The following is a 21,016-nucleotide window of genomic DNA, read 5'->3' on the forward strand; positions in this document are numbered from 1 at the left end:
TGGGGCGCAAAATTTTATTACAGGACTCTGAAATATGCAGGAAATGAACGACCAATACAAAGCTCGTCTCGATAAGCTCTCCAAGTTCAAGGAAATGGGGGTGAATCCCTATCCGCACAAATTTGACAGGACGCACACTTCCGAACTTCTTCGCGAGAAAAAGGAAGAATTTCTCAAGTCCGAAGAAAAAATCGCTTTTGCCGGTCGCGTCGTGCGCTACAACCGTAAAGGAAAGCTCTGCTTTATGCACTTGAAGGATCGCTACGGTCGTTTGCAAGTGGTTTGCGCCAAGGATCTGGTGGGGGAATCGGACTATGAAATCGTCAAGATGATAGACTTTGGGGATATCGTGGGCGTTACCGGCTCCATGATGGAAACCCACACGGGCGAGTATTCCGTCAAGGCGGATAAAATCGAAATGCTGGCGAAGGCGATTCGCCCGCTTCCCGTGCCCAAGGAAATCGTGGATGAAAACGGCAACAAGAAAGTCTTCAACGAATTCAAGGATGTGGACACCCGTTACCGCGAACGCTATATCGACATGGCACTCAACGACGATGTGCGGGAAGTCTTCTTGAAGCGCAGCCGCATCTTGCAGGCCATTCGCGAGTATCTGCTGGAAAACAAGTTCATCGAAGTGGAAACGCCGACCCTCCAGCCGATTTATGGCGGAGCGAACGCCAGACCTTTTACGACGCACCACAACGCGGCGGACATGACCCTTTACTTGCGGGTCGCTCCGGAACTGTATTTGAAGCGCTGCATTGTCGGCGGCATGGAACGCGTTTTTGAATTCAGCAAGAACTTCCGCAACGAGGGAATGGACAGAACGCACAGTCCGGAATTTACGGGGCTTGAATTTTATCAGGCATATGCGGATTACAACGATATGATGGTCCACTTTGAAAACATTTACGAGCGGGCGGCGATTGCGGCGACCGGTTCCACCAAAGTGAACTACCAGGGAACGGAAATCGATTTCAAGGCACCGTGGCCGCGACTTTCCATGTATGACGCTCTGAAGCAATACGCAAACTACGACGTGACCGCGATGTCCGATGACGATTTAAAACGGGAACTCGAAAAGCTCGGCGGCAAAATGGACGGCGAGTGGATTCGCGGGCGCGCGATTATCGAACTCTTTGAATTGACCGTGGAAAAGAAGCTCGTGCAGCCCACTTTCATCACCGATATGCCCAAGGAAAGTACGCCGCTTTGCAAAAGCCATCGTCTAAATCCGGATTTGATTGAACAGTTCGAACCTTATGCGAACGGTTGGGAACTGGGCAATGCCTATACGGAATTGAACGATCCGGTTCGCCAGCGCGAGCTTTTGGAAGACCAGGTTCGGCGTGGACGCGGTGGGGAAGGCGAAACGCATCCGATGGACGAAAACTTTATCGATGCGATTGAATCGGGGCTTCCGCCGACTGGCGGTGTCGGTTTTGGCATTGACCGAATGGTTATGCTGCTCACCAACCAGCAGACGATTCGCGATGTCATCCTTTTCCCGCTCATGAAACCGGAAGTCTAAGAGGGAAATCCCGTGTTGGGGTTTTCAGAAAGTCGCTTTCCGAAAATTCCACTGAAAAAAGTGTTGCATTCGATGGAATAATTCGATGAATAAACTGGAACTTTTAATCGCCAGGCGTTACCTTGGTGCCCAACGGAAAAGCCTTTTCGTCTCGCTGATAGGGATTTTCAGTATGCTGGGCGTGAGCATTGGCGTGTTTGCTCTGATTGTCGCCTTGTCCGCGGTAAACGGCTTTGAAAAAGAAGTCACCGCGCAGATGATCGGCAAGGATGCGCATTTTGAACTCTACGCTTACCGGAGCGAACCGGTTGCGGATTTCGATTCGCTCGCCCTTCTGGTTCAGGAAAACGATTCGGCGGTCGTCGCGTCGGCTCCCTTTATCATTTACAAGGTCGGCATCAGCAGCAAGAAGGTGAACGACGGCGTTGTTCTGTATGGCATCGATACGGAACGCTCGGCGAAAGTGGTGAACCTTCACGAAAATATCGTGAGCGGCAATTATTCGCTCGACAGCTTGCCCGATGCGATGGGCGAAAGGCGTCCGGCGGTGATCCTCGGGGTGTCTCTGGCGAATCGCTTGCGGGTTCTTGTCGGCGACAAGATCATCATCCAGACTTTTCAGAGTACGGACGCCATGTCGTCCGGAGGCCCAAAAATCCTTTCGTGCGTCGTTTCGGGAATTTTTGAAACGGGAATGTATGAATACGACGGCAACATCGCCTATATCGGCATTTCGGAGGCGCAACGGCTTTTGGGAATGCGGGATAACGAGGTTTCCGGCGTTCAGTTCCGGGTTCGGGACCAGTGGAAGGCGAACGAAAGCGCCGAGCGCGCGGGCGAAGTCGTCGGCTATCCGTATTACTTTCTGGATTGGAAAACCAAGAATATCACCCTCCTCAAATGGATGAATTACGAAAAGTTCATCGTGGCGGCGATTATTTGCCTGATTATTTTGGTGGCGGCGTTTAACATCATCAGCTCCCTGATTATGGTCGTTACGGACAAGACCAAGGAAATCGGGATTCTTCGCAGTATGGGCCTTTCCAAGGCCGGCGTGATGCGGGTCTTTATGCTGATGGGTTCGTTCATCGGCGTCGGCGGAACGATTTTCGGCGGTTCTGTCGGGCTCGTGCTTTGCGCTTTGCAGCAGGCCTACCATTTCATCAAGCTTCCCGGGGACGTCTATGTGCTTCCGTATTTTCCGGTGCTGATTGATCCGATGGACGTTTTTGTAGTTTTTGTCTTGGGCATTTTGCTCTGCACGCTTTCGACGATTTTGCCGGCATGGAAAGCGTCGAAGCTGGATCCGGTGGGGGCGATTCGCCACGAGTAAGGGCGGAAAGCTTCCGTTTAGCTTGAGAGTAACGAATGATTTTATTGGAAACGAAACAATTAAAGCGAGTCTTTTGCGAAACCGGCGAACGCTTGGAAATTTTGAAAAATGTCGATTTTGCTTTGGCAAAAAACGAATTCTGTGTGCTTACCGGCGCATCGGGGTCGGGAAAATCGACGTTTCTGAATCTGGTCGGCGCTCTTGATACGCCAACTTCCGGCGAAATCCTTTTTGAAGGAAAGAATCTGGGCGCGATGACTTCTGCGGAAAAGGACGAATATCACGCGAAAAAAGTAGGATTCGTCTTCCAGTTCCATCACTTGCTCGCGGAATTTACGGCACTGGAAAACGTCTGCATTCCCGCTCGGATTTTAACTCCCTGCGGCAATCGGAAAGAAATTCTGGAACGCGCCGAAGCCCTGCTGGAAAAAGTAGGTCTAAAGGAACGCTTAAAACATTTGCCCCGGGAACTTTCTGGCGGGGAACGCCAGCGAGTCGCCGTCGCCCGCGCCCTGATGAACAATCCGGACATTGTCTATGCTGATGAACCGAGCGGCAACCTGGACGAAAAAAATGCCCGAATGCTCAATGAACTTTTTAAACAAATTAACGAAGATTACAAACAGACGCTGCTTGTCGTGACGCATGATGAGCGCATGGCGGAATATGCGACAAGGCGTGTTTCTATGCGCGGGGGAATCCTCGTGCCTTTTGAAAAGGAGTCTGAATAATGCCTGGACGTTTTACAGACAGAGTGAAAAAAGTTTTGCAATATGCAAGGGAAGAAGCTAAAGCACTGAATTCGGAGAATGTGGGAACCGAGCATGTCCTTTTGGGAATCGTCCGGGAAGGAGCCGGGGTCGCAGCGGCGGCACTTAAGGCTTTGGGGGTCGATTTGGAAAATCTTGCCCGGAACATTGAAAATTCCATTTCTTCGTCCGGCGGCATGATGACGATTGGATCCAGCTCGCAGCTGGTCTTTTCGGATCACGCGAAGATCGTTTTGAAAACCTCCGCATCGGAAGCGCAGATGTGGGGAGACAATTATATTGGAACGGAACACGTGATCTTGTCCCTTTTAAAAGTGCCGGAATCGCAAGCTTCCGCCGTTTTGAGCGCCGCCGGAGTGGAATACAACGCCTTGCGTCAGGCGATTTTGTCCATCAAGGACGATTCTCGTGCCCAGCGCGGAGATTCCGGTTTGTCTTTGAACGCTTCGCCGCGTCGTACGGAACGGGAACTCAAATCGAAAACGCCGATACTCGATCATTTTGGACGGGATTTGACGGCTTTGGCGGTGCAAGGGAAACTCGATCCGATTATCGGGCGCGGAGAGGAAATCGAGCGTTTGATTCAGGTGCTTTGCCGCCGGAAAAAGAATAATCCTGTGCTTATCGGGGAACCGGGCGTTGGAAAAACGGCGATTGTCGAAGGGCTCGCTCAAAAAATTGTGGAAAAGAAAATTCCCGAAATTCTGGAAAACAAGCGGGTCATCACTTTGGACGTGGCCGCGATGGTCGCAGGGACAAAATTCCGCGGGCAGTTTGAAGAACGCCTGAAAGCGCTGATTATGGAATTGCAGCGGAACGAAAACGCCATCATCCTTTTTATCGACGAACTGCATACGATTGTGGGCGCTGGCGGTTCGGAAGGAAGTTTGGACGCTTCCAATATCTTCAAGCCGGCTCTGGCGCGTGGGGAATTGCAGTGCATCGGGGCGACGACGGTGGATGAATACCGCAAGTATATTGAAAAGGATGCCGCTTTGGAACGTCGCTTCCAGCGGATTACGGTGAATCCGCCGACAGTCGAAGAATCCGTGATAATTTTGAACGGTCTGATGGATCGCTATGAAAAGCATCACAAGGTCAAATATACGCCGGAGGCCATTCGCGCTGCCGTGGTTTTGGGCGACCGCTATCTTTCGGAACGCTTTTTGCCCGACAAGGCGATTGACGTGATCGATGAGGCGGGGGCGCGCACCCGCCTTGCCAGCATGGCTGTTCCGCCGGAACTCCGCGAGATGGAGACAAAGCTCTCCGAAGCCTCTGCCAAAAAAGAGGAGGCTTTACGGACGGAAAAATTTGAAGACGCCGCCAAGGCGCGCGATGAAGCGGATGCTTTGCAAAAGAAAATCGCGGAACTCAAGAACGGCTGGCTGGAAAAACGGAAAACGGAATGCCTGGTCGTCGATGAGGACATTATCCGCGATGTGATAAGCAAGATGACGGGAATTCCCATTTCCCGCTTGGCGGAAGAAGAGACGAAAAAACTCATTCATTTGGACAAGGAAATCAAGGAGCGCATCATCGGTCAGGATCGGGCCGTAGAAGCGGTCGTCCGTTCGATTCGGCGTTCCCGGGCTGGCATTCGCGATACGCATCGCCCGATGGGCAGTTTCCTCTTTTTGGGCCCCACGGGAGTCGGCAAAACGGAACTTGCCAAAGTGCTCTCCTTAAGTCTTTTCGGTTCCGAGGATTCCATGATTCGTATCGATATGAGCGAGTATATGGAAAAGCACAGCATTAGCCGCTTGATAGGCGCTCCTCCGGGATATGTCGGTTATGAGGAAGGCGGCGGACAGCTTACGGAAAAAGTGCGCAAGCGTCCTTATTCCGTCGTGCTTCTCGATGAAATCGAAAAGGCGCACCCGGACGTTTATAATTTGCTCCTCCAGATTTTGGACGATGGCCAGCTGACCGACAGTTTTGGGCGGAAAATCAATTTTAAAAACACCATCATCATTATGACGTCGAATGTGGGCGCTCGCGAGGTCAAGCACAGTGCGGGAATGGGATTCACCAAACTGTCCGAATACGACGATTACGAGCGGATGGAAACCACGATTCGTGAAGAGGCGAAGACCGTTTTTTCACCGGAATTTTTGAACCGCATCGACGACCAGATCGTGTTCCGCAGCTTGAACAAAGAGGATTTGATTCGCATCGTGGACATTCTTTTGGGCAATGTGCAAAAGAATCTTTCCGAACGGGGAATCCTTTTGGAATTTTCGCAGCAGTCGAAAGTCGTCATTGTGGAGCATTCCTACGATCCGGCTTTGGGTGCACGGCCACTTCGCCGGAGTATCCAGAGCTTGGTCGAAGACGAACTTTCCGAAGGTTTGCTTTTGGGCACGTTCTCGGATTTTTCGACGATTAAAATCGACGCCGACGCCAGCGGGAAAAAATTGACTTTTGTCACGGAAGACTTGCCGGGCAAAAATATCGAGGGCTAGCGCAATGACAGATGTGTTGGAACTTTCGCAAAGAATTATCGACGGCTACCGCATTAAACGGGGCGACGACCTTTCCTTTTTTCTGACCGCCGATTTGGAAAAACTGGAAGCCGGCGCAGGAAAAATCCAAAGGCATTTTCGCAAAAATCACGTGGATCTTTGCACGATTATCAATGGACGCAGCGGAAGATGTCCGGAAAATTGCAAGTACTGCGCGCAGTCGGCGCACAATAAAACCGGCTGCGAAGAGTATCCGTTCTTGCCGAAAGAAAAAATTCTTGCAGAAGCCAAAAGCAATGCGGAAGCGGGGGTGAACCGTTTTGCCATCGTGACCGCGGGCAGGGCGTTAAGCGGGAGTGAATTCGACCGGGCGATAGAAGCTTATCAGGAAATGCGGGCGACGCTGCCTTTGGGGCTTTGCGCTAGCATGGGATTTCTTTCTGCCGAGCAGCTGCATCGTTTGCGTATGGCGGGAGTCAGCAATTACCATCACAACATCGAAACGAGTCGCCGTAATTTTCCGAATATCTGCACGACTCACACTTATGACGACAAAATCCGCGAAATCAAGATGGCGCAGGCGGAAGGCTTGCAGGTCTGTTCCGGCGGTATTGTCGGCATGGGAGAAACCTGGGAAGACCGCATCGATATGGCGATAAGCCTTTCGGAATTGCATATTTTGTCCATTCCGATCAATGCGCTCATGCCGATTCCTGGTTCGCCATTGGGACATTTGCACCAGATTTCCTCGGACGACTTGATGCGCACCATCGCCATTTTCCGCTACATCAATCCCGAAGCGGACATCCGCCTTGCCGCGGGCCGCAAAATTATGAAAGACTTTGGCGAAAAGGCCTTTGTTTCGGGAGCGAGTGCCACGATTACGGGCGACATGCTTACCACCAGCGGCACCACGATTCGCGGGGATTTTGAAATTTTGAAAAAGCTGGGCCTTACGAACCGGGAGTGAACTTGGTGGTTAGTGCCCTTCGACAAGCTCAGGGATCGGTTGAGAGTTAAGAATTAAGAATTAGGAGTTAAAACTAATAACTAATAACTAATATTTTCCCTTTTCCGTTTTGGGACCGGCGATGGCGGCAACCGTTGCATGGACAGTCTGGATTAAATCCTTGGGTGAAATTTTCAGTTGCATTCCCCGGACTCCGGCACTGACGTAGATGAAATCAAATTGCAGCGCGGTTTCGTGGATGAATATCGGGAAAGGCTTTTTGAGTCCGATAGGGGAGCAGCCTCCGCGGATATATCCCGTCAGGGGCTGCAATTCTTTGAGCGGAACGGTTTCAACGCTTTTGTTTTGGCTTGCCTTGGCCAGGGATTTCAGGACAATCTCCAGATTGCCGGGGACGACGCCGATGATTGGCCCGGTCTTGTCTCCGCGGACAAGGATGGTTTTGAAAACGCGTTCGATCGGTTCTTGAAGGCTTTCGGCGATGTGTTCCGCGCCTAAATCGTTTTCATCGACGGGGTAGGCGATCAGTTCGTATGCGATGCCTTTTTGATCGAGAAGCCTTGCGGCGTTGGTCTTTTTATTTTCTTTCATATTAGGGTTCTTTCGGGGCAATTCTTTGGCACCACACGGGCACAATTTCGGTCGCTTTGCCCTGGATATTTTCGTCCGTCCAGGGATCTTGTGGATTGATTTCCAAATTCAGGCAGGTGACGTGGGCGCCGTTTCGTTTGGCGATTTGCTTAAATCCGGCGGCGGGATAGACGACGCTGCTTGTTCCGATATAGACAAATTCATCGGCGTCGCGCAGCGCTTTTTCGATTTCATCCATAAACAGCGGAATTTCCCCGAACCAGACGATGTGCGGGCGGCTGGCTTTTCCGCAAAAAGGGCAGCGGGTTTCTAGTGTTTCGTTCCCGTCAAAGGGAAAGACGTGGTTTTCGTTTTGCTCGCAACGGAGTTCTTTCAAGTAGCCGTGCATGTGCAGCACTCTTTTACTGCCGGCGCGTTCATGCAAGTCATCGACGTTTTGCGTAATCAGAAGAAAATCTTTTCCGAGACGCTTTTCGAGTTCCGCCAAAGCGAAGTGCGCCGCATTGGGCTGAAAGTTCGGCAACGAGGTTCTTAATTTGTTGTAAAAATCCTTGACGCGTTTTTTGTCGCGAAAGTAGCCTTCGGGAGTGGCGACCGCATCGATGGGTTCATTTTCCCAAAGCCCATCGTTTCCGCGAAAAGTTCGCAGCCCGGATTCTGCGCTGATTCCTGCGCCGGTCAGAACGACGATTTTCATTGGCAAAGTCCTTCAAAAAATAGCGCTTCCGCGAGAATGCCGTGTTCAAAATCCTGCAAGCTAAGGCTTTCGTTTTCGCTGTGCGCATTGCTTTTCGGGTCTTCGAGTCCGGTCATGAGAATCGGGATGTCGCCGAAGGTATTCCGGAAAAGTTGCGCTCCGGGAATGGATGCTCCGCAACCGATGAATTTGGCTTCGTTGCCATAGGCGATGGTCATCGCTTCTTTTATTTTGGCGAAATACGGGTGCGAAATATCCGTTGTAAAAGGATCGGCTCCATCTTCGGGAGCAAAGGATACTTTCAATCCGGATGGGCAATTCTTTTTCAAGTGCTCCATCAAAAGGCGGGTGCAGGGCTCCGCGGACATTCCTGGTGCCAGTCGAATGCCGATGCGGGCGTATGCCGAATCCTGCAACACGTTTCCCGCCTGGGTTCGGGAACCCGCTTCAAAAGCGGTGACGACAATGGAAGGCTTTCTCCAGAGCGTTTTTAAAATGGAATCGCTTCCGCCGAGAATCCGGGTATCGGCAAGCAGGGCGGTTTCTTTTCGGAACTGGGCTTCGCTGTAATGCAGTGCGTCGTAGCTTTTTTCTTCTTCGCCCGTCGGTGGGATGAGCGCGTCGGAAAAATGCTCGATAAGGATGTTGCCGTCGCTATCGGTGAGAGAGGCGATCATTTTGCAGAGCGCTTGGACGGGATCGGGGATGGGGCCCGACCAGGAGCCGGAATGCAAAGGCGTTTTCATGGCGCGAACGATGACGGACACGGCGGACATGCCGCGAAGCGTTGTCGTAATGGATGGAGTCCCCTCGGCAAAGTTGGAAAGGTCCGCAATGATGACGGCGTCGCAGCGGAGCAGTTCCCGGTTTTTGGAAAGCAGATCCCCGAATCCAGAGCTGCCGCACTCTTCTTCGCCTTCGATGAGAACCTTGATGTTGGGCATGGAATCTCCGCATACAGCCAGAGCCTGGGTCGCCGCAGCCAGATGAAGAACGATGCCCGCTTTGTCGTCCGCGGCTCCGCGCCCGTATAATCTGCCGTTCCGAATTTCGGGGGCAAAGGGCGCGCTGTCCCACAAGGCTTCTCGCATGGTCGGCTGCACATCGTGATGCGCATAGAGCAGGATGGTAGGGTTCGATTCTTTTGTCTTGATTTCCGCAAAGACGGAAGGCCGCCCTGTCGATGGGGAAAGAAGGCGGGCGTTTTGAAATCCGTGCTCTTCAAAAAGCGTCTTTACCGCTTGGGCGGATCGCCAGACTTCATTCTGGTCAAAATTTTCAAAACTGATCGAGGGAATTTGAATGAGGGATTCCAGCGCTTTCACGTAGCGCGGGAACATGTCATGGATGCGGGATGGCAGCGTTTCGTTCATAATGTTTTGCGAAAGTCCTTTGGCGTTGTCGCCTGATGATATATAAAAATAACATAGGCCGCTTAAAAAAATACATTTTCAAAAGATGCTTGCGATACATCGCTCTGGTTTGCCTCTCGAAGAGGCCCTGGATTGTGGCAAATTTGCGTTATTCGGACGTTCGGAAATGCCTGAAATGAAGTGGCTGGTGTTTTTCTAGGATGGAATTTGCCGCAGGCGTTTTGCGGATAATCACTATAAAACCGTCGTTTTTATGGATGATGCGCATTCTTTTTGTTAATTTGAACGCATGACTGTCGAAACGGAAAATCACGATTACTATTTGCTGTACGGAGATAAGCTTCTCGCATTTATACGCCGTCTTTTCAAAGGCTCTCCGGAATTTCGCCACGATTCGTTGAAGTATGTGGCGCGCCTTGCCCCCTACATCCCCTTTTTGGGAGGAAGGTCCGATTTTTCGCCGGCGTTGAAAACCGTCATCCGTTTTCCGGACAAGAGCTTGCCGCTTTCTTTTAGCGCGCCGATTATTTTGGCCGCGGGCGCGAACAAAACGGCAAACCGGATTGCGGATTTTGCGAATCTGGGTTTTGGCGGCGTCTCGGTGGGAACGGCGACAAGGCGTTATCGCGAAGGGAATACGCATCGTCCTCGCATCGGTTTTTTGGAAGAGGATCGAGCCATTTACAACAGCATGGGACTCAACAACGACGGCGTGGAAGCGGTGGCGAAACGCGTCGATGAACAGCTTGTCCGGGCGCACAAAAGCGGCATGAGCGTAGGGATTTCCATTGCGGAAACGCCGGGGCTTCTTTCGGAAAGGGAAAAAATTCAGGATGTCCTGGAGACCTTTGCCATCGCGTACAAGGCCGCCGATTATATCGAAATCAACGTGAGCTGTCCCAATACGGGGGAAGACCGTCTGGATTTGAACACCCGTTTTGTGGAAACCCTGTTCTCGGAAATCATGAACTTTCGCCAGTCGCAGGCGATTCGGAAAGCGGTGTATGCCAAGCTCAGCCCGGATTTTTCGGAGCACCAGTTGATTTCGACTTTGGAAGTTCTGGTGCGTTACGGCGTAAACGGCGTGGTCGTCGGCAATACGTTCCCGACTCGGAAAATCGCGGAGTTGCCGATGTTTGCCAAATATGACGAGCTGAAGGTTCTGCGTTCAGACGGCGACAAGGGCGGACTCAGCGGACGCCCGCTTTACCACAACACTTACGCCCTGACGCGATTTGTCAAAGCGCGCTTTCCCCAGTTGAGCGTAATTGCCTGCGGGGGAATCGACCATGGATTGAAAGTATTCGACCTGATGCTTTCGGGGGCCGATGCGGTGCAGTGTTACAGCGTTTGCGCTTTTCGTTGGATGCCGGCCCATGCGATGCGCCGAGAGCTGCTTTGGGCTTTGCAGAAAGCGAATCTGAAAAGCATCGACGAGTTGCATACGAACGAATGATGAAGCCCGGAGCGATTTCTGCGATTCTTTGGGGAATGGTTCTTGCCGTATCTGCCCATGCGGGATTCTTTCTGGAAAAGGACCATTCGGAAGAAGAAGTGCTTGTTAAAGAGGCGAGCTACGGTTTTTCTTGGGGTGGGGGAGCGGCGTTCGCCTATTATCTCGGCGGGTTCGATTTTTCCCTTTCGCCGCAGCTGGCGTATCGCTTTCAGAACGACTTGGCAATCGCTTCCGAATTGGCTTTGGGATTGAATGCCGACGTGCATGAAGCGGGGCTTTCTGTGCGGGCTTATATTGGCGACGAGGATTTCGTGTCTTTCGGGTCGAGCGCCGTCTATTTCAAAAAACACGGGGACTGGCTCCTTGCCCCTCGCCTTTTTGTCGATTATGGGCGGAACATGAAGCCTTGGCGGCGCGCCCATTTCGCCTTGCAGGGGAAAGTCCGCTTGGGATTTGTCGTAGGGGAGAGTCTGGGTCGGGAGCGAAACGGCGAGACTAAAACCGCCTTTACGACGATTTCGGGGACGCTGGCTTTCATCTTTTTTTGAGGATTACGCATGAAAAATGGGTGGATATTCTTGGTTTTGCTGCTGACTTCGGCACTTCATGCCGTTCCGTGGCTGGGTCTCGTTTTTCGGCAGGAAACCTTTCAGAAACAGACGGTTCTCAAGGTGGAATCCGTGCATCCGGATGCCGATGCCAAGCAGGTGCGGCCTGGCGATTTGATTGTGGAAATCAACGGGACGAAGGTGACGGACATGGCGGCTGTCAAAAAATCGCTCGCCGGCTTGAAAACCGGTGCGACGGTGCTGCTCCAGTTGATTCGGAACGGAAAAAGGCTATCGGTCAAAGTGAAAATGACGGAGCGACCGGACGATGTTTCGCAAATGACGGGCTCTTCCATTGGAAACAAGTTCGTCGCCTTTCAAAAGAACTACTACCGCAATGCGGAAAAAAGCCAGAAAAAGCCCAAGGCGCGGCTCCTCGATTTTTGGGCGACCTGGTGCGGTCCTTGCAGGCAAACCCTTCCCATTTTGGCCCGGCTGTATCAGAAATACGAAAGCCAGGGGCTGGAGATTGTCGGCGTTTCCTGCGAGTCGCAGGATGTCCTTGAAAAATTCTATCAGGAGCATCCGTCGCCATATCCGCTTTATCGGGACGCCACCCAGGAACTTTCCCGAACGTATCGCATTTCTTCTATCCCGACGTTGATTCTTTTGGACGAAAACGGCTATATCCAGAAAATCTGGCCGGGAGTGCCGCACGAATCCTCTTTGGACAAGGCGATTCGCGAAGTTTTAAAGTAGGCCGCTTTTAAATGGCTAGGCAAATTCTTTCACACGGTGAATTCGGTTCTTAGTTCTCAGTTCCCAGTTTCAACTCCCAACTCCCAACTTCCAACCGGTCCCTGAGCCTGTCGAAGGGCACAGATCACTAACCGCTAACCACTAACTACTAACTTGTTTTCAGGGATACTTCAACTATGGAATCGGAGATTCCAAGTTTCAGGGAGTCTCGTAGGAGGCCGCCGTTTCTTCTATGAACTCTGACAACTGATAACTATCCACCGGCCACGAATCCACATCCATTTTTTGAAGCTTGCCTGTAGGACTTTCTATATTTAACGGCAAATTTTACAACACGAGGCATTCGATGAGCTACCTATCCAAAGCGGAAGAAAATTTCCAGAAACTCTCTCAAAATCCATATCCCGGTCGCGGCATTGTGCTCGGCACATCTGCGGACGGCAAAGCGCTTGTTCAGGTCTATTGGATTATGGGACGCAGCGAAAACAGCCGCAATCGCGTCTTTGTGCAAGAGGATTCCGGCTTTGTCAAGACGAAGGCCTTTGACGAAAGCAAACTCACCGACCCCCATCTGATTATCTATTATCCGGCGCGTCATTTGCCGAATGCGCACATCATCACGAACGGCGATCAGACCGATACGATTTTTGACGGCATCCGTCTGGGGGGAACTTTTGAAAGCGCTCTTGCCACTCGCGAATACGAAGACGACGCCCCGAATTTCACGCCGAGGATTTCGGGCATTACTTACCGGAATCCCAGCCCGTATGTGTATCAGCTTTCGATTCTCAAGTCCGAGGACAATTCTGCGGATGCGGGATGCGTTCGCGAAACCTTCAGCTACGAAAAGGCGATGCCCGGACTGGGACATTTCGTTTCCACTTATGTCACCAACGGCTCTCCGATTCCTTCTTTTGCGGGAGTGCCGCAGTGGATGCCCATTTTTGAAAATGCGGAAAAGACGCTCGACGCCTACTGGAACGCCCTGGACGCCGACAACAAGGTTTCGCTTCTTGTCAAGTGGATTGACCGGGAAACCTTTGACGCGAAGACGCTCCTGGTGAACAAGCTGGGATAAGTTTCGGAACGGCGGAATATGAAAAAAGACCTTGCTCTCGGGCAAGGCCTTTTCCGTTTCCAGAGGATTATTTCTTCAATGCGGAGAGAAATTCCCGGAGCCTTTCGTCCTTGGGGTTGTCGAAAATTTCCGCGGGGGTGCCGTCTTCCTTGACAACGCCGTCCGCAAAGAAGAGGACCCGGTTCGCGACTTCGCGGGCGAAGCCCATCTCGTGCGTGACCACGACCATCGTCATGCCGGATTGCGCGAGCGACTTCATCATCTTGAGAACTTCCCCGACCATTTCCGGATCGAGCGCGCTGGTCGGTTCGTCGAAGAGAATCGCTTCGGGATTCATGGCGAGCGCACGTGCAATGGCTATGCGTTGCTGCTGCCCGCCGGAGAGCTGCGCCGGGTAATGGTTTCCGCGGTCGGAAAGCCCGATGCGTTCGAGAAGTTCCTGCGCTTTCCTTTCCGCTTCGTCCTTGTCCATCTTGCCGAGCTTGACCGGGGCGAACATGATGTTTTTCTTGGCTGTCATGTTTTTGAACAGGTTGAACTGCTGGAAGACCATGCCGATGCGTTCGCGCACCCGATAGCTCGGGACGTCCTTGGCGAGGATGCTCTTGCCGTCGAGCAGGATGTCGCCCGAAGTGGGACGCTCGAGCAGGTTCAAGAGGCGCAGGAATGTCGATTTGCCGCAGCCGGAAGGACCGATGACGGCGACGACGTCGCCTTTGCAAATGTCGAGCGAAATGTCCCGAAGAATCTGCTTGTCCCCATAGGACTTGTTCAGGTTCCGGATCTGGATCAGGGGTTCGCGGTTAGCGTTCATTCTTTTTCAACCTCCTTTCGAGCCGGGCGACGCAAGCCGAAAGGCCCGCAACGAGAATAAAGTAGATGGCGGCGACGGCGAGCAGCGGAAGCATCGCCTCGTAAGTCGTGCTGCGGATGATGTCTCCCGCGCGGGTCAAATCGGTGAGCCCGATGTAGCCGCAAATGGAGGTTTCCTTGATGAGGGAAATGAATTCGTTGGTGAGCGCCGGCAGGGAATTCTTGGCCGCCTGCGGATAGACGATCGAGAAGAGAATCGTGCGGAAGCGGAGCCCGAGACTTCTGCCCGCTTCGATTTGCCCGGGATCGACACCCTTGATGCCGCCGCGGATGATCTCGGAAACGTATGCGCCCGAATTGATGCCGAACGCGATGACGGCGACGAGAATCTTGTTGATGTTCACCGAGGAAAAGACGATGTAGTAGATGATGAGCAGCTGGACCATCATCGGCGTGCCGCGGACAATGGCGACGTAGGCCTTTTCTAGCGCATTCAAAATTTTGAAGCTGCCGTTCATCTCGTTGTTCGCACGGATGACGGCGATGAAAAATCCCACGACAATGCCGAAAAGCGCCGCGAAGAGGGAAATGAGAAGCGTGTTGCCGAGCCCCTGGACGATATACTTCCAGCGGGAATCCTTGACAAAGTTCTTGTAAAAATGGTCCCCGATGCTTTCTGCCGAGACCGCTGCGGCATCGCCGCGGACGACGACCACGATTTTCGAATCGGCATACGGGTCGGTGAAGTTGATGGAGAGCTTCCGTTCTTCGGTGACGGTGAATCCGGAAAATCCGATGTCCGCTTTGCCCGAACTCACCGCGTTGATGATGGCGTCAAATTCGATGTCCTGGATTTCGAGAGTGCGACCGAGATAGTCTGCGATGTAGTTGCAGATTTCGATGTCGAACCCGACGATGCCTTCGCCCATGTGATATTCATACGGCGGAAATTGCGCATTGGTCGAGAGGACGAGTTTCGGACCGTCCTTGACTTTTTGGCTGTAGTGGAAGTTTCCCGTCCGGTTGATGTAGGTGTTGAAGAGCGAATCGTAGATGCCTTCGGATTTCAGTTTGTGGAGGGCCGCATTGACGCTGTCGAGCAGCGTTTCTTTCCCTTTGGCGACGACTCCCGCGTAGGTTTCCTCGACAAAGACCTCGTCGAGAATCCGGAGCGAAGGATTTTGCGCGACGAACGCTTTTGCCGGCTGGTCGTCGCTGAGGACCGCGTCGATTTTCCCCTGAAGAAGAGCTTGGATGGCATCGGCGAGCTTCGTGTAGCGTTCGACCTGGATCTTGGCCGTGTCGCCGCCAAAGTCGGAAGCGTAGATGTCCGCCGTGTTGCCTATCTGGACGCCGACTTTTTTGTTGCCCAAATCGCTGACGTGGAACACATGGTTTTCAAGGGGCTTGTCGCTTGCGCAGGCTGTCAAAGCAACTGCGATGGCGGCGAAAAGCGAAAATAGTTTTCGAATCATCGGGCGTGCCGTTGTTGAATGTGGATGCCCAAATATAGATGTTTTACAGCTTCCGTTTGTCCTTCGGAAAAAGATTTGCTATATTCCGAAAGTCATCTCGCACGGGGGTGCTCTGGTTTCGACAGGGTCGCTGAAGCGTGAGTTGCGTGCCGAGGGTCTGGCTGGCCTCGTAAAAAAGCCGGAAAACAATAAGTGCTAACGAAGAATACGCACTCGCTGCTTAATTGATAGCAACGCTGGGACTTGTCCCTTTCCCATGGGGATAAGAACTCCAGTCGCAATATGGGATAGGGCGGCGTCATGCTCTGGGGCGTCATCCGAAATTTTCAGAGCTGGTTCCGATTTGCGCCGGCCTTCTTGGGCGTGAAGAGGGACGAGAACTTAAATACGAAGGAAACGCACGTAGGAATGAACGGGGACGTGATTTTGGACAGGAGTTCGACTCTCCTCACCTCCACTTTGACAAAGCGGCAGTTCGTCATGAACTGCCGCTTTTTCTATCGGAATTTCCCTTTTGCATTTGACTTGTGCGGTCATTTAGGCCGGCTTCGTCATTCTGCTCCTGGGTCGTGAGCTTTTCCTTGAGTTCGGCAGGAACGTTCTCGGCTTCGAGGAGGGAGAGAGCCTGCTTGGCATGCTTCGTGATAGCGAGGCGCATACCGAGACCGAATTCGGCGTTGTCTTCGAAGAGGGAGTTCGCCCAAGCGGGACCGCGGCCTTCCTTGTTCTTTGCCCACGGAGTAGTCGGCTGGTTACCGCCGTAAATGGAGGAGCAACCCGTAGCGTTGGCAACGACCATACCCTATTTGGGCGTTCCCCAGCTCGGTTGCCCTCGCCGGGTCGGGCTATATTTTAGGGGCGGCCACCTTCGCTTCGCTCGTTGCCCGCCACCTAAATCCGAGACCATGGTCTCGGCCCCAAGGGGTCACTATCCCTAACGCAATTCTAGCAACGAGATGCCTAGTGCCAGTAAATAGTGGTCATAATATACAGATTGTCTGTATATTTCCCGACTTCAATCAATATTGGAAATTACAGACAAATGGTCATGTAGGGCGGAATGCAGATAGTTCCGTTTTCTTTTATGGAGTAGTTCTTGGGATGGATGATATACGATTTTCCGATACGCTTCTTGTAGATTTTTTTGAAATCGGTTAAAGACGATGTGGTATAATTCTTTGACGATTTTACCTCGATGGGGATGACTTTTCCGCTTGCGGAATCGCTCAGCAAAAAGTCAATTTCCATATCGTTTCGGTGCAGTTCTTTGTTGTATCGGGTGTAAAAGTAAAGCCGGTGCCCGTTTGCGGTAAGCATTTGCGCAATGGCGTTTTCATAGAGCATACCCTTGTTTATTGAAAGCTTGTCGTTCATGATTTGCTTGTACAGCGAATCTCTTGCAATCGCATTTTCACTGAAGGCATGCGAGAACAGAAGCCCCGTGTCGCCCATGTAGCATTTGATGGCGGAATCGTCGCCGTTCAGCCCCAAGCCCACATTGGGGTCGGAACATTTGAGGCAATTGTTGGTAATCATGGAGTTCGAAAGCCACATGAAGGTATTCTCGTAGGTGTTTTCTGTGTTGATGCCGGATTCAATTCTGGAGAGACTTACGCGTTTCTCGTGCTTGGAGAGGAATGCGGGAATTTGCAGGAATGTGGAAAGGACCTTTGACTTGTATGCACCCTTGATTTTTTGGATATCCTTCTTGTAGAGGGCGATAATGCTGCGTTTGCGCTTGTCGCTGTATTCAAAGCTGAACGTGTGTTCCAGAAATTCGACGATGGACTGGGGCATCCCACCGATAAGCATGTATTGCTTGAATAGTTGCATGGCGTCGTTGTGCAGACTGCGCTCAAGGGCTTCTCCTTTGCCGAAACATTCCCGGATGTAGTCGCAGATGGAGGGCTTTCCGAGTGCCTCACAGAACTCCTCGAAATCCATCGGATACATTTGGATAGATGTTTCTTCCGATGGAATGGTGATGTCCTTGACGTTTTCGTTGATGGAAATGAGTGAACCTGTCTCGATGTAGTCGAAGCGCCCGTCCTTGACAAGTTTCTTGATGCTTTGTCGGGCCTTTGGGAATTTTTGAACCTCGTCGAAAATGATTACGGAGTCACGGGGATGGAGCGTGATACCGTAGGTGTAAGAGAGCGTGGTAAAGAAACTGTTGAGGTCGCTCATCTTTTCGAACACTTTCTTGACGGAAGCCTCGCAGTCGTTGAAGTCGATAAGGATATACGACTTGTATTCGTGCTGGGCGAATGTTTCTACGATGGTGCTCTTGCCAATTCGTCGGGCCCCTTCGATGAGGAGGGCTTCGCTGCCCTGGGATTCGGCTTTCCATTGCAACAGCTTCTGGTAGATTTTGCGTTTAAATTTAATCATTTGTATGCCTCCGCTGATGAGAATATAAATAAATATTGTTAAAAACGCAAGGTGTTGTGTGTCAAAATATTGCTAAAAGCGCAATCTAATAAATGTGAAAATATTTCCAAAAGCGCAATGTTCTCCATTTTGGCCATTACTGGATAAAATGGTTTCTTTTTTGCTGATTTTACGAATCGAATTGTAAAATTTTCTTTAAAAATGGCCGAAATTTCACAAAACACTTGACATTGTTTTTTTTTGTTTACATTTGGAGGGCTCAAATACTTAAATAAATGGATTGCACAATGTCGAAAAACGAAAACGAATCCGTTAGCTCAAGGGAATTGGCTGAAAAGTATAATTCCGATTATGTAAAGATTCTGGGCGATTTTAAACTTGATTGTTTTAAACGTTCAACATCCTTAACCGTGTATCGTTATATGCGCTACAAGTGGGCCAAAAATCTGATTGAATCCAAGAAAATTTCTTTTGCGGATCCAGCCACCTGGGAGGACCCCTTTGAAAAAAGATTTGTTTGCGGGGATTACGAACAGTCTGGATTCAAGAAAAAACAGATAGCCGCATTTTGCGTGACAACAGAACATGGAGAAAACGAATCCGCTTTTTGGCGCCAGTTTGACATGGAAAACCGCCACGACCTTGTTCAGTTGACTTTTGACTTCGACGTGTTGATTAAGTCGTTGAGCGATTTCGCCAAAAAAAACAATGCGAAGGTCTATGTAAGCCCTTGTAAATACGATTACACGAGTGAAGAAATAAAAAACAATAGTAAAATTCAGAAGGTTTACAAAACAATTGATGAAGAAAGTTTCATTGAACTTGCATGCCTCAAAAGGCGTGCCTTCAAATACGAAAACGAACTCCGCATCTTTATGTATGGCGAAAAATTGCCCATTGAAGGCGGTCGTCTGAATATTCCATTAAAAGGCAAATTGGTGAAAACCCTGAAGGTTTGCCCAAATCCCAGTGTGGAAGCCTTTGTTTCAAATGATTTTGTGAGGGAGATGCTTCAGGAAAGGCTTGGTATAAGAGTTGAAAAGTCCCATCTTTACGATGAGGTGTCGAAATTCAAGTTTTCAAGGGGTAAATAATGAAGAAATTTGACGTGGTTTTGGCGGGTACACTGGCTGTACTAGGTCTTGTTGGCTGCGGTGGCGATTCCAGCGGAACAGGCGTAGATGCAGCAGACATGAGGGTCGAGACCATGGAGAATCTGCCCAACTGCACGGAAAATAGGGAAGGCACCACCGCCCTTGTGACCGAGGACAGTTCTACGTACAAGTGCGAAGAGGGAAGATGGATTTTTATGTCGGCACCCCTGCCTACCGTAAGCACCTTGGACGACCTTTCCAACTGCACTGCAAAAATCGACGGCGATACCGTGAAGGTGGAAAAGGAAAGTGCGGTTTATAGGTGCGATGATGGGGAGTGGATAAAATATTACACCCTGACAGACACTTTGGCTACATCTGACGCTCTGCTGGCTTGCGTGGAAAAACGTGAAGGGAATACCGCTTATATTACAGAGGAACACGCTCTTTATAAATGTGATGATGGTGTTTGGGGAAAAATTGTTTCGTATATGGATACGGTTTCCACCAAGGATGCTCTGGACAATTGTACTGCCAAAAGGGAAGGGGATTCCACATACGTGAGCAAAGAAAATTCGGTATATTTGTGCATCGAAAGTGCCTGGCGGTATTTGGGCACGGTGGCGGCAAACTCCGATGAACTGCCAAACTGCACCGAAAAGCGTAATAATGAACAGGCATTTGTGGTGGAAGAACACATGACGTTAATTTGTAGTGAAAGTAAATGGTACCGTTTTGACATTTACACCATCATCGAAAAGGAAGAGGTGAAATCCAGCAGTTCCCCAAAACAGGAAAACGACTGGGAAGATTATAACCCTGTGTCGTCATCTAGCAAGGTCACATCTTCTTCCAGCGTTATTCTCAGCTCTGATTCAAAATCTAGCAGCAGTAACACATCCAGCACTTCGGTACAGTCATCTTCTAGCAGTAAGAATGAAGCAATCTCCAGTAGCAGTGTTTCTATATCTTCTTCCAGCGTCATCCTGAGCGGAGGCGAAGGAACTCTAAAAGATTCCCGTGATAATCAAGTTTACAAAACCGTCACCATCGGCACCCAGACCTGGATGGCAGAGAATCTGAATTATGCTTATAAGGGAAAAACAAGTACTTTCGATTCTTCTAGTTTCTGCTACGACGATGACCCCACCAACTGTTCAAAATACGGTCGTCTTTACTTGTGGTCTGCGGCTATGGACAGTGCTGGAACTTGGAGTACCAACGGGAAAGGCTGTGGTAACGGAAAATTCTGCTTACCTACATACCCTGTTCGTGGTGTTTGTCCCGAAGGCTGGCACTTGCCAACTGAAGAGGATTTTAGGATTTTGTCAAGGGGTACCGGTGCAACCTGGGATGAGAGAAACTTCTATTACATCGACGCCGGAAAGTATCTTAAATCCACTAGTGGCTGGAACGATAATGGCAACGGTACCGATGCCTACGGCTTTTCCGCTCTCCCAGCGGGCATCGGCCTCCAAGGCGGCCCCTTCCAACAGTTGGGCTACGTGGCGACCTTCTGGAGTGCCACAAGAGTCATAGAATCTAATGTCGACGATTTTTATAGCGACGATGCCTTCGTCATGACGTTGTACCAAAACAGCGATCACGCTTTCCTGCCGCCCCAAGACATGTACTTTGCAGCGTCTGTCCGTTGCCTCAAGGACTAGCA

General features: G+C 50.9%; 17 protein-coding genes, 1 other RNA gene and 1 pseudogene. 12 read left to right on the top strand and 7 right to left on the bottom strand.

The window, feature by feature from the left end; all coding sequences use genetic code 11:
* Positions 1 to 43: 43 nt before the first annotated feature.
* The 5 genes from lysS to bioB all read left to right on the top strand — a co-directional run bounded on the left by lysS (position 44) and on the right by bioB (position 7,072).
* Entirely contained in the window at positions 44 to 1,534 is a 1,491-nt protein-coding gene (gene lysS, locus BGX14_RS14935) for a lysine--tRNA ligase (protein ID WP_233126572.1), read from the top strand.
* A gap of 85 nt (positions 1,535 to 1,619) precedes the next feature.
* Positions 1,620 to 2,867 carry an FtsX-like permease family protein gene (locus BGX14_RS14940; protein ID WP_095880325.1) on the top strand — a complete coding sequence of 416 codons (1,248 nt, stop codon included), beginning with the start codon at positions 1,620 to 1,622 and terminating at the stop codon, positions 2,865 to 2,867.
* Positions 2,868 to 2,902: 35 nt separating this feature from the next.
* Positions 2,903 to 3,598 (top strand): ABC transporter ATP-binding protein, encoded by a 696-nt coding sequence (locus BGX14_RS14945; RefSeq protein ID WP_073306028.1) that lies wholly within the window; start codon positions 2,903 to 2,905, stop codon positions 3,596 to 3,598.
* On the top strand, positions 3,598 to 6,102 hold the full coding sequence (locus BGX14_RS14950) for an ATP-dependent Clp protease ATP-binding subunit (RefSeq protein ID WP_078776633.1): 2,505 nt from the start codon (positions 3,598 to 3,600) through the stop codon (positions 6,100 to 6,102). The genes BGX14_RS14945 and BGX14_RS14950 overlap by 1 nt, the downstream gene beginning before the upstream one ends.
* A gap of 4 nt (positions 6,103 to 6,106) precedes the next feature.
* Entirely contained in the window at positions 6,107 to 7,072 is a 966-nt protein-coding gene (gene bioB, locus BGX14_RS14955) for a biotin synthase BioB (protein ID WP_095880326.1), read from the top strand.
* 87 nt (positions 7,073 to 7,159) lie between these two features.
* Here the strand turns inward: bioB and ybaK are convergent, their stop codons facing one another.
* Genes ybaK through BGX14_RS14970 form a run of 3 tightly spaced genes read right to left on the bottom strand, consistent with a single transcriptional unit; the run spans position 7,160 to position 9,733 of the window.
* A complete protein-coding gene (ybaK, locus tag BGX14_RS14960) occupies positions 7,160 to 7,663 on the bottom strand; it encodes a Cys-tRNA(Pro) deacylase (RefSeq protein WP_073305037.1) in 504 nt (167 codons plus the stop codon).
* Between the two features lies 1 nt (position 7,664).
* Positions 7,665 to 8,360, bottom strand: a complete 696-nt coding sequence (locus BGX14_RS14965) for an NAD-dependent deacylase (RefSeq protein ID WP_073305038.1) — start codon at positions 8,358 to 8,360, stop codon at positions 7,665 to 7,667.
* A complete protein-coding gene (locus tag BGX14_RS14970) occupies positions 8,357 to 9,733 on the bottom strand; it encodes a M20/M25/M40 family metallo-hydrolase (RefSeq protein WP_095880327.1) in 1,377 nt (458 codons plus the stop codon). The genes BGX14_RS14965 and BGX14_RS14970 overlap by 4 nt, the downstream gene beginning before the upstream one ends.
* Positions 9,734 to 10,022: 289 nt before the next feature.
* On the opposite strand from BGX14_RS14970, the gene BGX14_RS14975 reads away from it, so the two are divergent.
* The 4 genes from BGX14_RS14975 to BGX14_RS14990 all read left to right on the top strand — a co-directional run bounded on the left by BGX14_RS14975 (position 10,023) and on the right by BGX14_RS14990 (position 13,574).
* Positions 10,023 to 11,189: a dihydroorotate oxidase gene (locus BGX14_RS14975; RefSeq protein ID WP_233126573.1), complete on the top strand. Its 1,167-nt coding sequence runs from the start codon at positions 10,023 to 10,025 to the stop codon at positions 11,187 to 11,189.
* Positions 11,186 to 11,737 (top strand): hypothetical protein, encoded by a 552-nt coding sequence (locus BGX14_RS14980; protein WP_095880328.1) that lies wholly within the window; start codon positions 11,186 to 11,188, stop codon positions 11,735 to 11,737. Before BGX14_RS14975 ends, BGX14_RS14980 begins: the two co-directional genes overlap by 4 nt.
* 9 nt (positions 11,738 to 11,746) lie before the next feature.
* Positions 11,747 to 12,496, top strand: a complete 750-nt coding sequence (locus tag BGX14_RS14985; protein WP_095880329.1) for a redoxin domain-containing protein — start codon at positions 11,747 to 11,749, stop codon at positions 12,494 to 12,496.
* Between the two features lie 346 nt (positions 12,497 to 12,842).
* A complete protein-coding gene (locus BGX14_RS14990) occupies positions 12,843 to 13,574 on the top strand; it encodes an IMP cyclohydrolase (protein WP_073305043.1) in 732 nt (243 codons plus the stop codon).
* A 67-nt stretch (positions 13,575 to 13,641) separates the two neighbouring features.
* On the opposite strand, the gene BGX14_RS14995 is transcribed toward BGX14_RS14990, so the two are convergent.
* Both BGX14_RS14995 and BGX14_RS15000 read right to left on the bottom strand, forming a co-directional pair.
* Positions 13,642 to 14,388 (bottom strand): amino acid ABC transporter ATP-binding protein, encoded by a 747-nt coding sequence (locus BGX14_RS14995; protein WP_073305044.1) that lies wholly within the window; start codon positions 14,386 to 14,388, stop codon positions 13,642 to 13,644.
* Positions 14,378 to 15,862: an ABC transporter substrate-binding protein/permease gene (locus tag BGX14_RS15000; protein WP_095880330.1), complete on the bottom strand. Its 1,485-nt coding sequence runs from the start codon at positions 15,860 to 15,862 to the stop codon at positions 14,378 to 14,380. Before BGX14_RS15000 ends, BGX14_RS14995 begins: the two co-directional genes overlap by 11 nt.
* Positions 15,863 to 15,965: 103 nt before the next feature.
* Here BGX14_RS15000 and ssrA point away from each other — a divergent pair.
* Positions 15,966 to 16,322: a transfer-messenger RNA gene (gene ssrA, locus BGX14_RS15005) on the top strand.
* Positions 16,323 to 16,391: 69 nt separating this feature from the next.
* Here ssrA and BGX14_RS15010 read toward each other — a convergent pair.
* Both BGX14_RS15010 and BGX14_RS15015 read right to left on the bottom strand, forming a co-directional pair.
* Positions 16,392 to 16,661 (bottom strand): annotated as a pseudogene (locus BGX14_RS15010) (hypothetical protein); the annotation flags it as partial.
* Positions 16,662 to 16,894: 233 nt separating this feature from the next.
* Entirely contained in the window at positions 16,895 to 18,250 is a 1,356-nt protein-coding gene (locus BGX14_RS15015; protein WP_095880390.1) for an ATP-binding protein, read from the bottom strand.
* A gap of 290 nt (positions 18,251 to 18,540) precedes the next feature.
* Between BGX14_RS15015 and BGX14_RS15025 the strand changes: the two genes are divergently transcribed.
* A complete protein-coding gene (locus BGX14_RS15025) occupies positions 18,541 to 19,347 on the top strand; it encodes a DUF2971 domain-containing protein (RefSeq protein ID WP_143394282.1) in 807 nt (268 codons plus the stop codon).
* On the top strand, positions 19,347 to 21,014 hold the full coding sequence (locus BGX14_RS15030) for a fibrobacter succinogenes major paralogous domain-containing protein (protein ID WP_095880333.1): 1,668 nt from the start codon (positions 19,347 to 19,349) through the stop codon (positions 21,012 to 21,014). The genes BGX14_RS15025 and BGX14_RS15030 overlap by 1 nt, the downstream gene beginning before the upstream one ends.
* The last annotated feature ends 2 nt before the right edge of the window (positions 21,015 to 21,016 follow it).

It is taken from the genome of Fibrobacter sp. UWS1, assembly GCF_002300445.1.
Lineage (GTDB): Bacteria > Fibrobacterota > Fibrobacteria > Fibrobacterales > Fibrobacteraceae > Hallerella > Hallerella intestinalis.

What these genes read in the sequence shown, in the direction of transcription:
- BGX14_RS14975 (WP_233126573.1), top strand. Translation starts at nt 10,023, where the DNA reads ATGACTGTCGAAACGGAAAATCACGATTACTATTTGCTGTACGGAGAT.
- BGX14_RS14980 (WP_095880328.1), top strand. Translation starts at nt 11,186, where the DNA reads ATGATGAAGCCCGGAGCGATTTCTGCGATTCTTTGGGGAATGGTTCTT.
- BGX14_RS14940 (WP_095880325.1), top strand. Translation starts at nt 1,620, where the DNA reads ATGAATAAACTGGAACTTTTAATCGCCAGGCGTTACCTTGGTGCCCAA.
- bioB (WP_095880326.1), top strand. Translation starts at nt 6,107, where the DNA reads ATGACAGATGTGTTGGAACTTTCGCAAAGAATTATCGACGGCTACCGC.
- BGX14_RS14985 (WP_095880329.1), top strand. Translation starts at nt 11,747, where the DNA reads ATGAAAAATGGGTGGATATTCTTGGTTTTGCTGCTGACTTCGGCACTT.
- lysS (WP_233126572.1), top strand. Translation starts at nt 44, where the DNA reads ATGAACGACCAATACAAAGCTCGTCTCGATAAGCTCTCCAAGTTCAAG.
- BGX14_RS15000 (WP_095880330.1), bottom strand. Translation starts at nt 15,862, where the DNA reads ATGATTCGAAAACTATTTTCGCTTTTCGCCGCCATCGCAGTTGCTTTG.
- ybaK (WP_073305037.1), bottom strand. Translation starts at nt 7,663, where the DNA reads ATGAAAGAAAATAAAAAGACCAACGCCGCAAGGCTTCTCGATCAAAAA.
- BGX14_RS15025 (WP_143394282.1), top strand. Translation starts at nt 18,541, where the DNA reads ATGTCGAAAAACGAAAACGAATCCGTTAGCTCAAGGGAATTGGCTGAA.
- BGX14_RS14950 (WP_078776633.1), top strand. Translation starts at nt 3,598, where the DNA reads ATGCCTGGACGTTTTACAGACAGAGTGAAAAAAGTTTTGCAATATGCA.
- BGX14_RS14970 (WP_095880327.1), bottom strand. Translation starts at nt 9,733, where the DNA reads ATGAACGAAACGCTGCCATCCCGCATCCATGACATGTTCCCGCGCTAC.
- BGX14_RS14945 (WP_073306028.1), top strand. Translation starts at nt 2,903, where the DNA reads ATGATTTTATTGGAAACGAAACAATTAAAGCGAGTCTTTTGCGAAACC.
- BGX14_RS14995 (WP_073305044.1), bottom strand. Translation starts at nt 14,388, where the DNA reads ATGAACGCTAACCGCGAACCCCTGATCCAGATCCGGAACCTGAACAAG.
- BGX14_RS15030 (WP_095880333.1), top strand. Translation starts at nt 19,347, where the DNA reads ATGAAGAAATTTGACGTGGTTTTGGCGGGTACACTGGCTGTACTAGGT.
- BGX14_RS14965 (WP_073305038.1), bottom strand. Translation starts at nt 8,360, where the DNA reads ATGAAAATCGTCGTTCTGACCGGCGCAGGAATCAGCGCAGAATCCGGG.
- BGX14_RS14990 (WP_073305043.1), top strand. Translation starts at nt 12,843, where the DNA reads ATGAGCTACCTATCCAAAGCGGAAGAAAATTTCCAGAAACTCTCTCAA.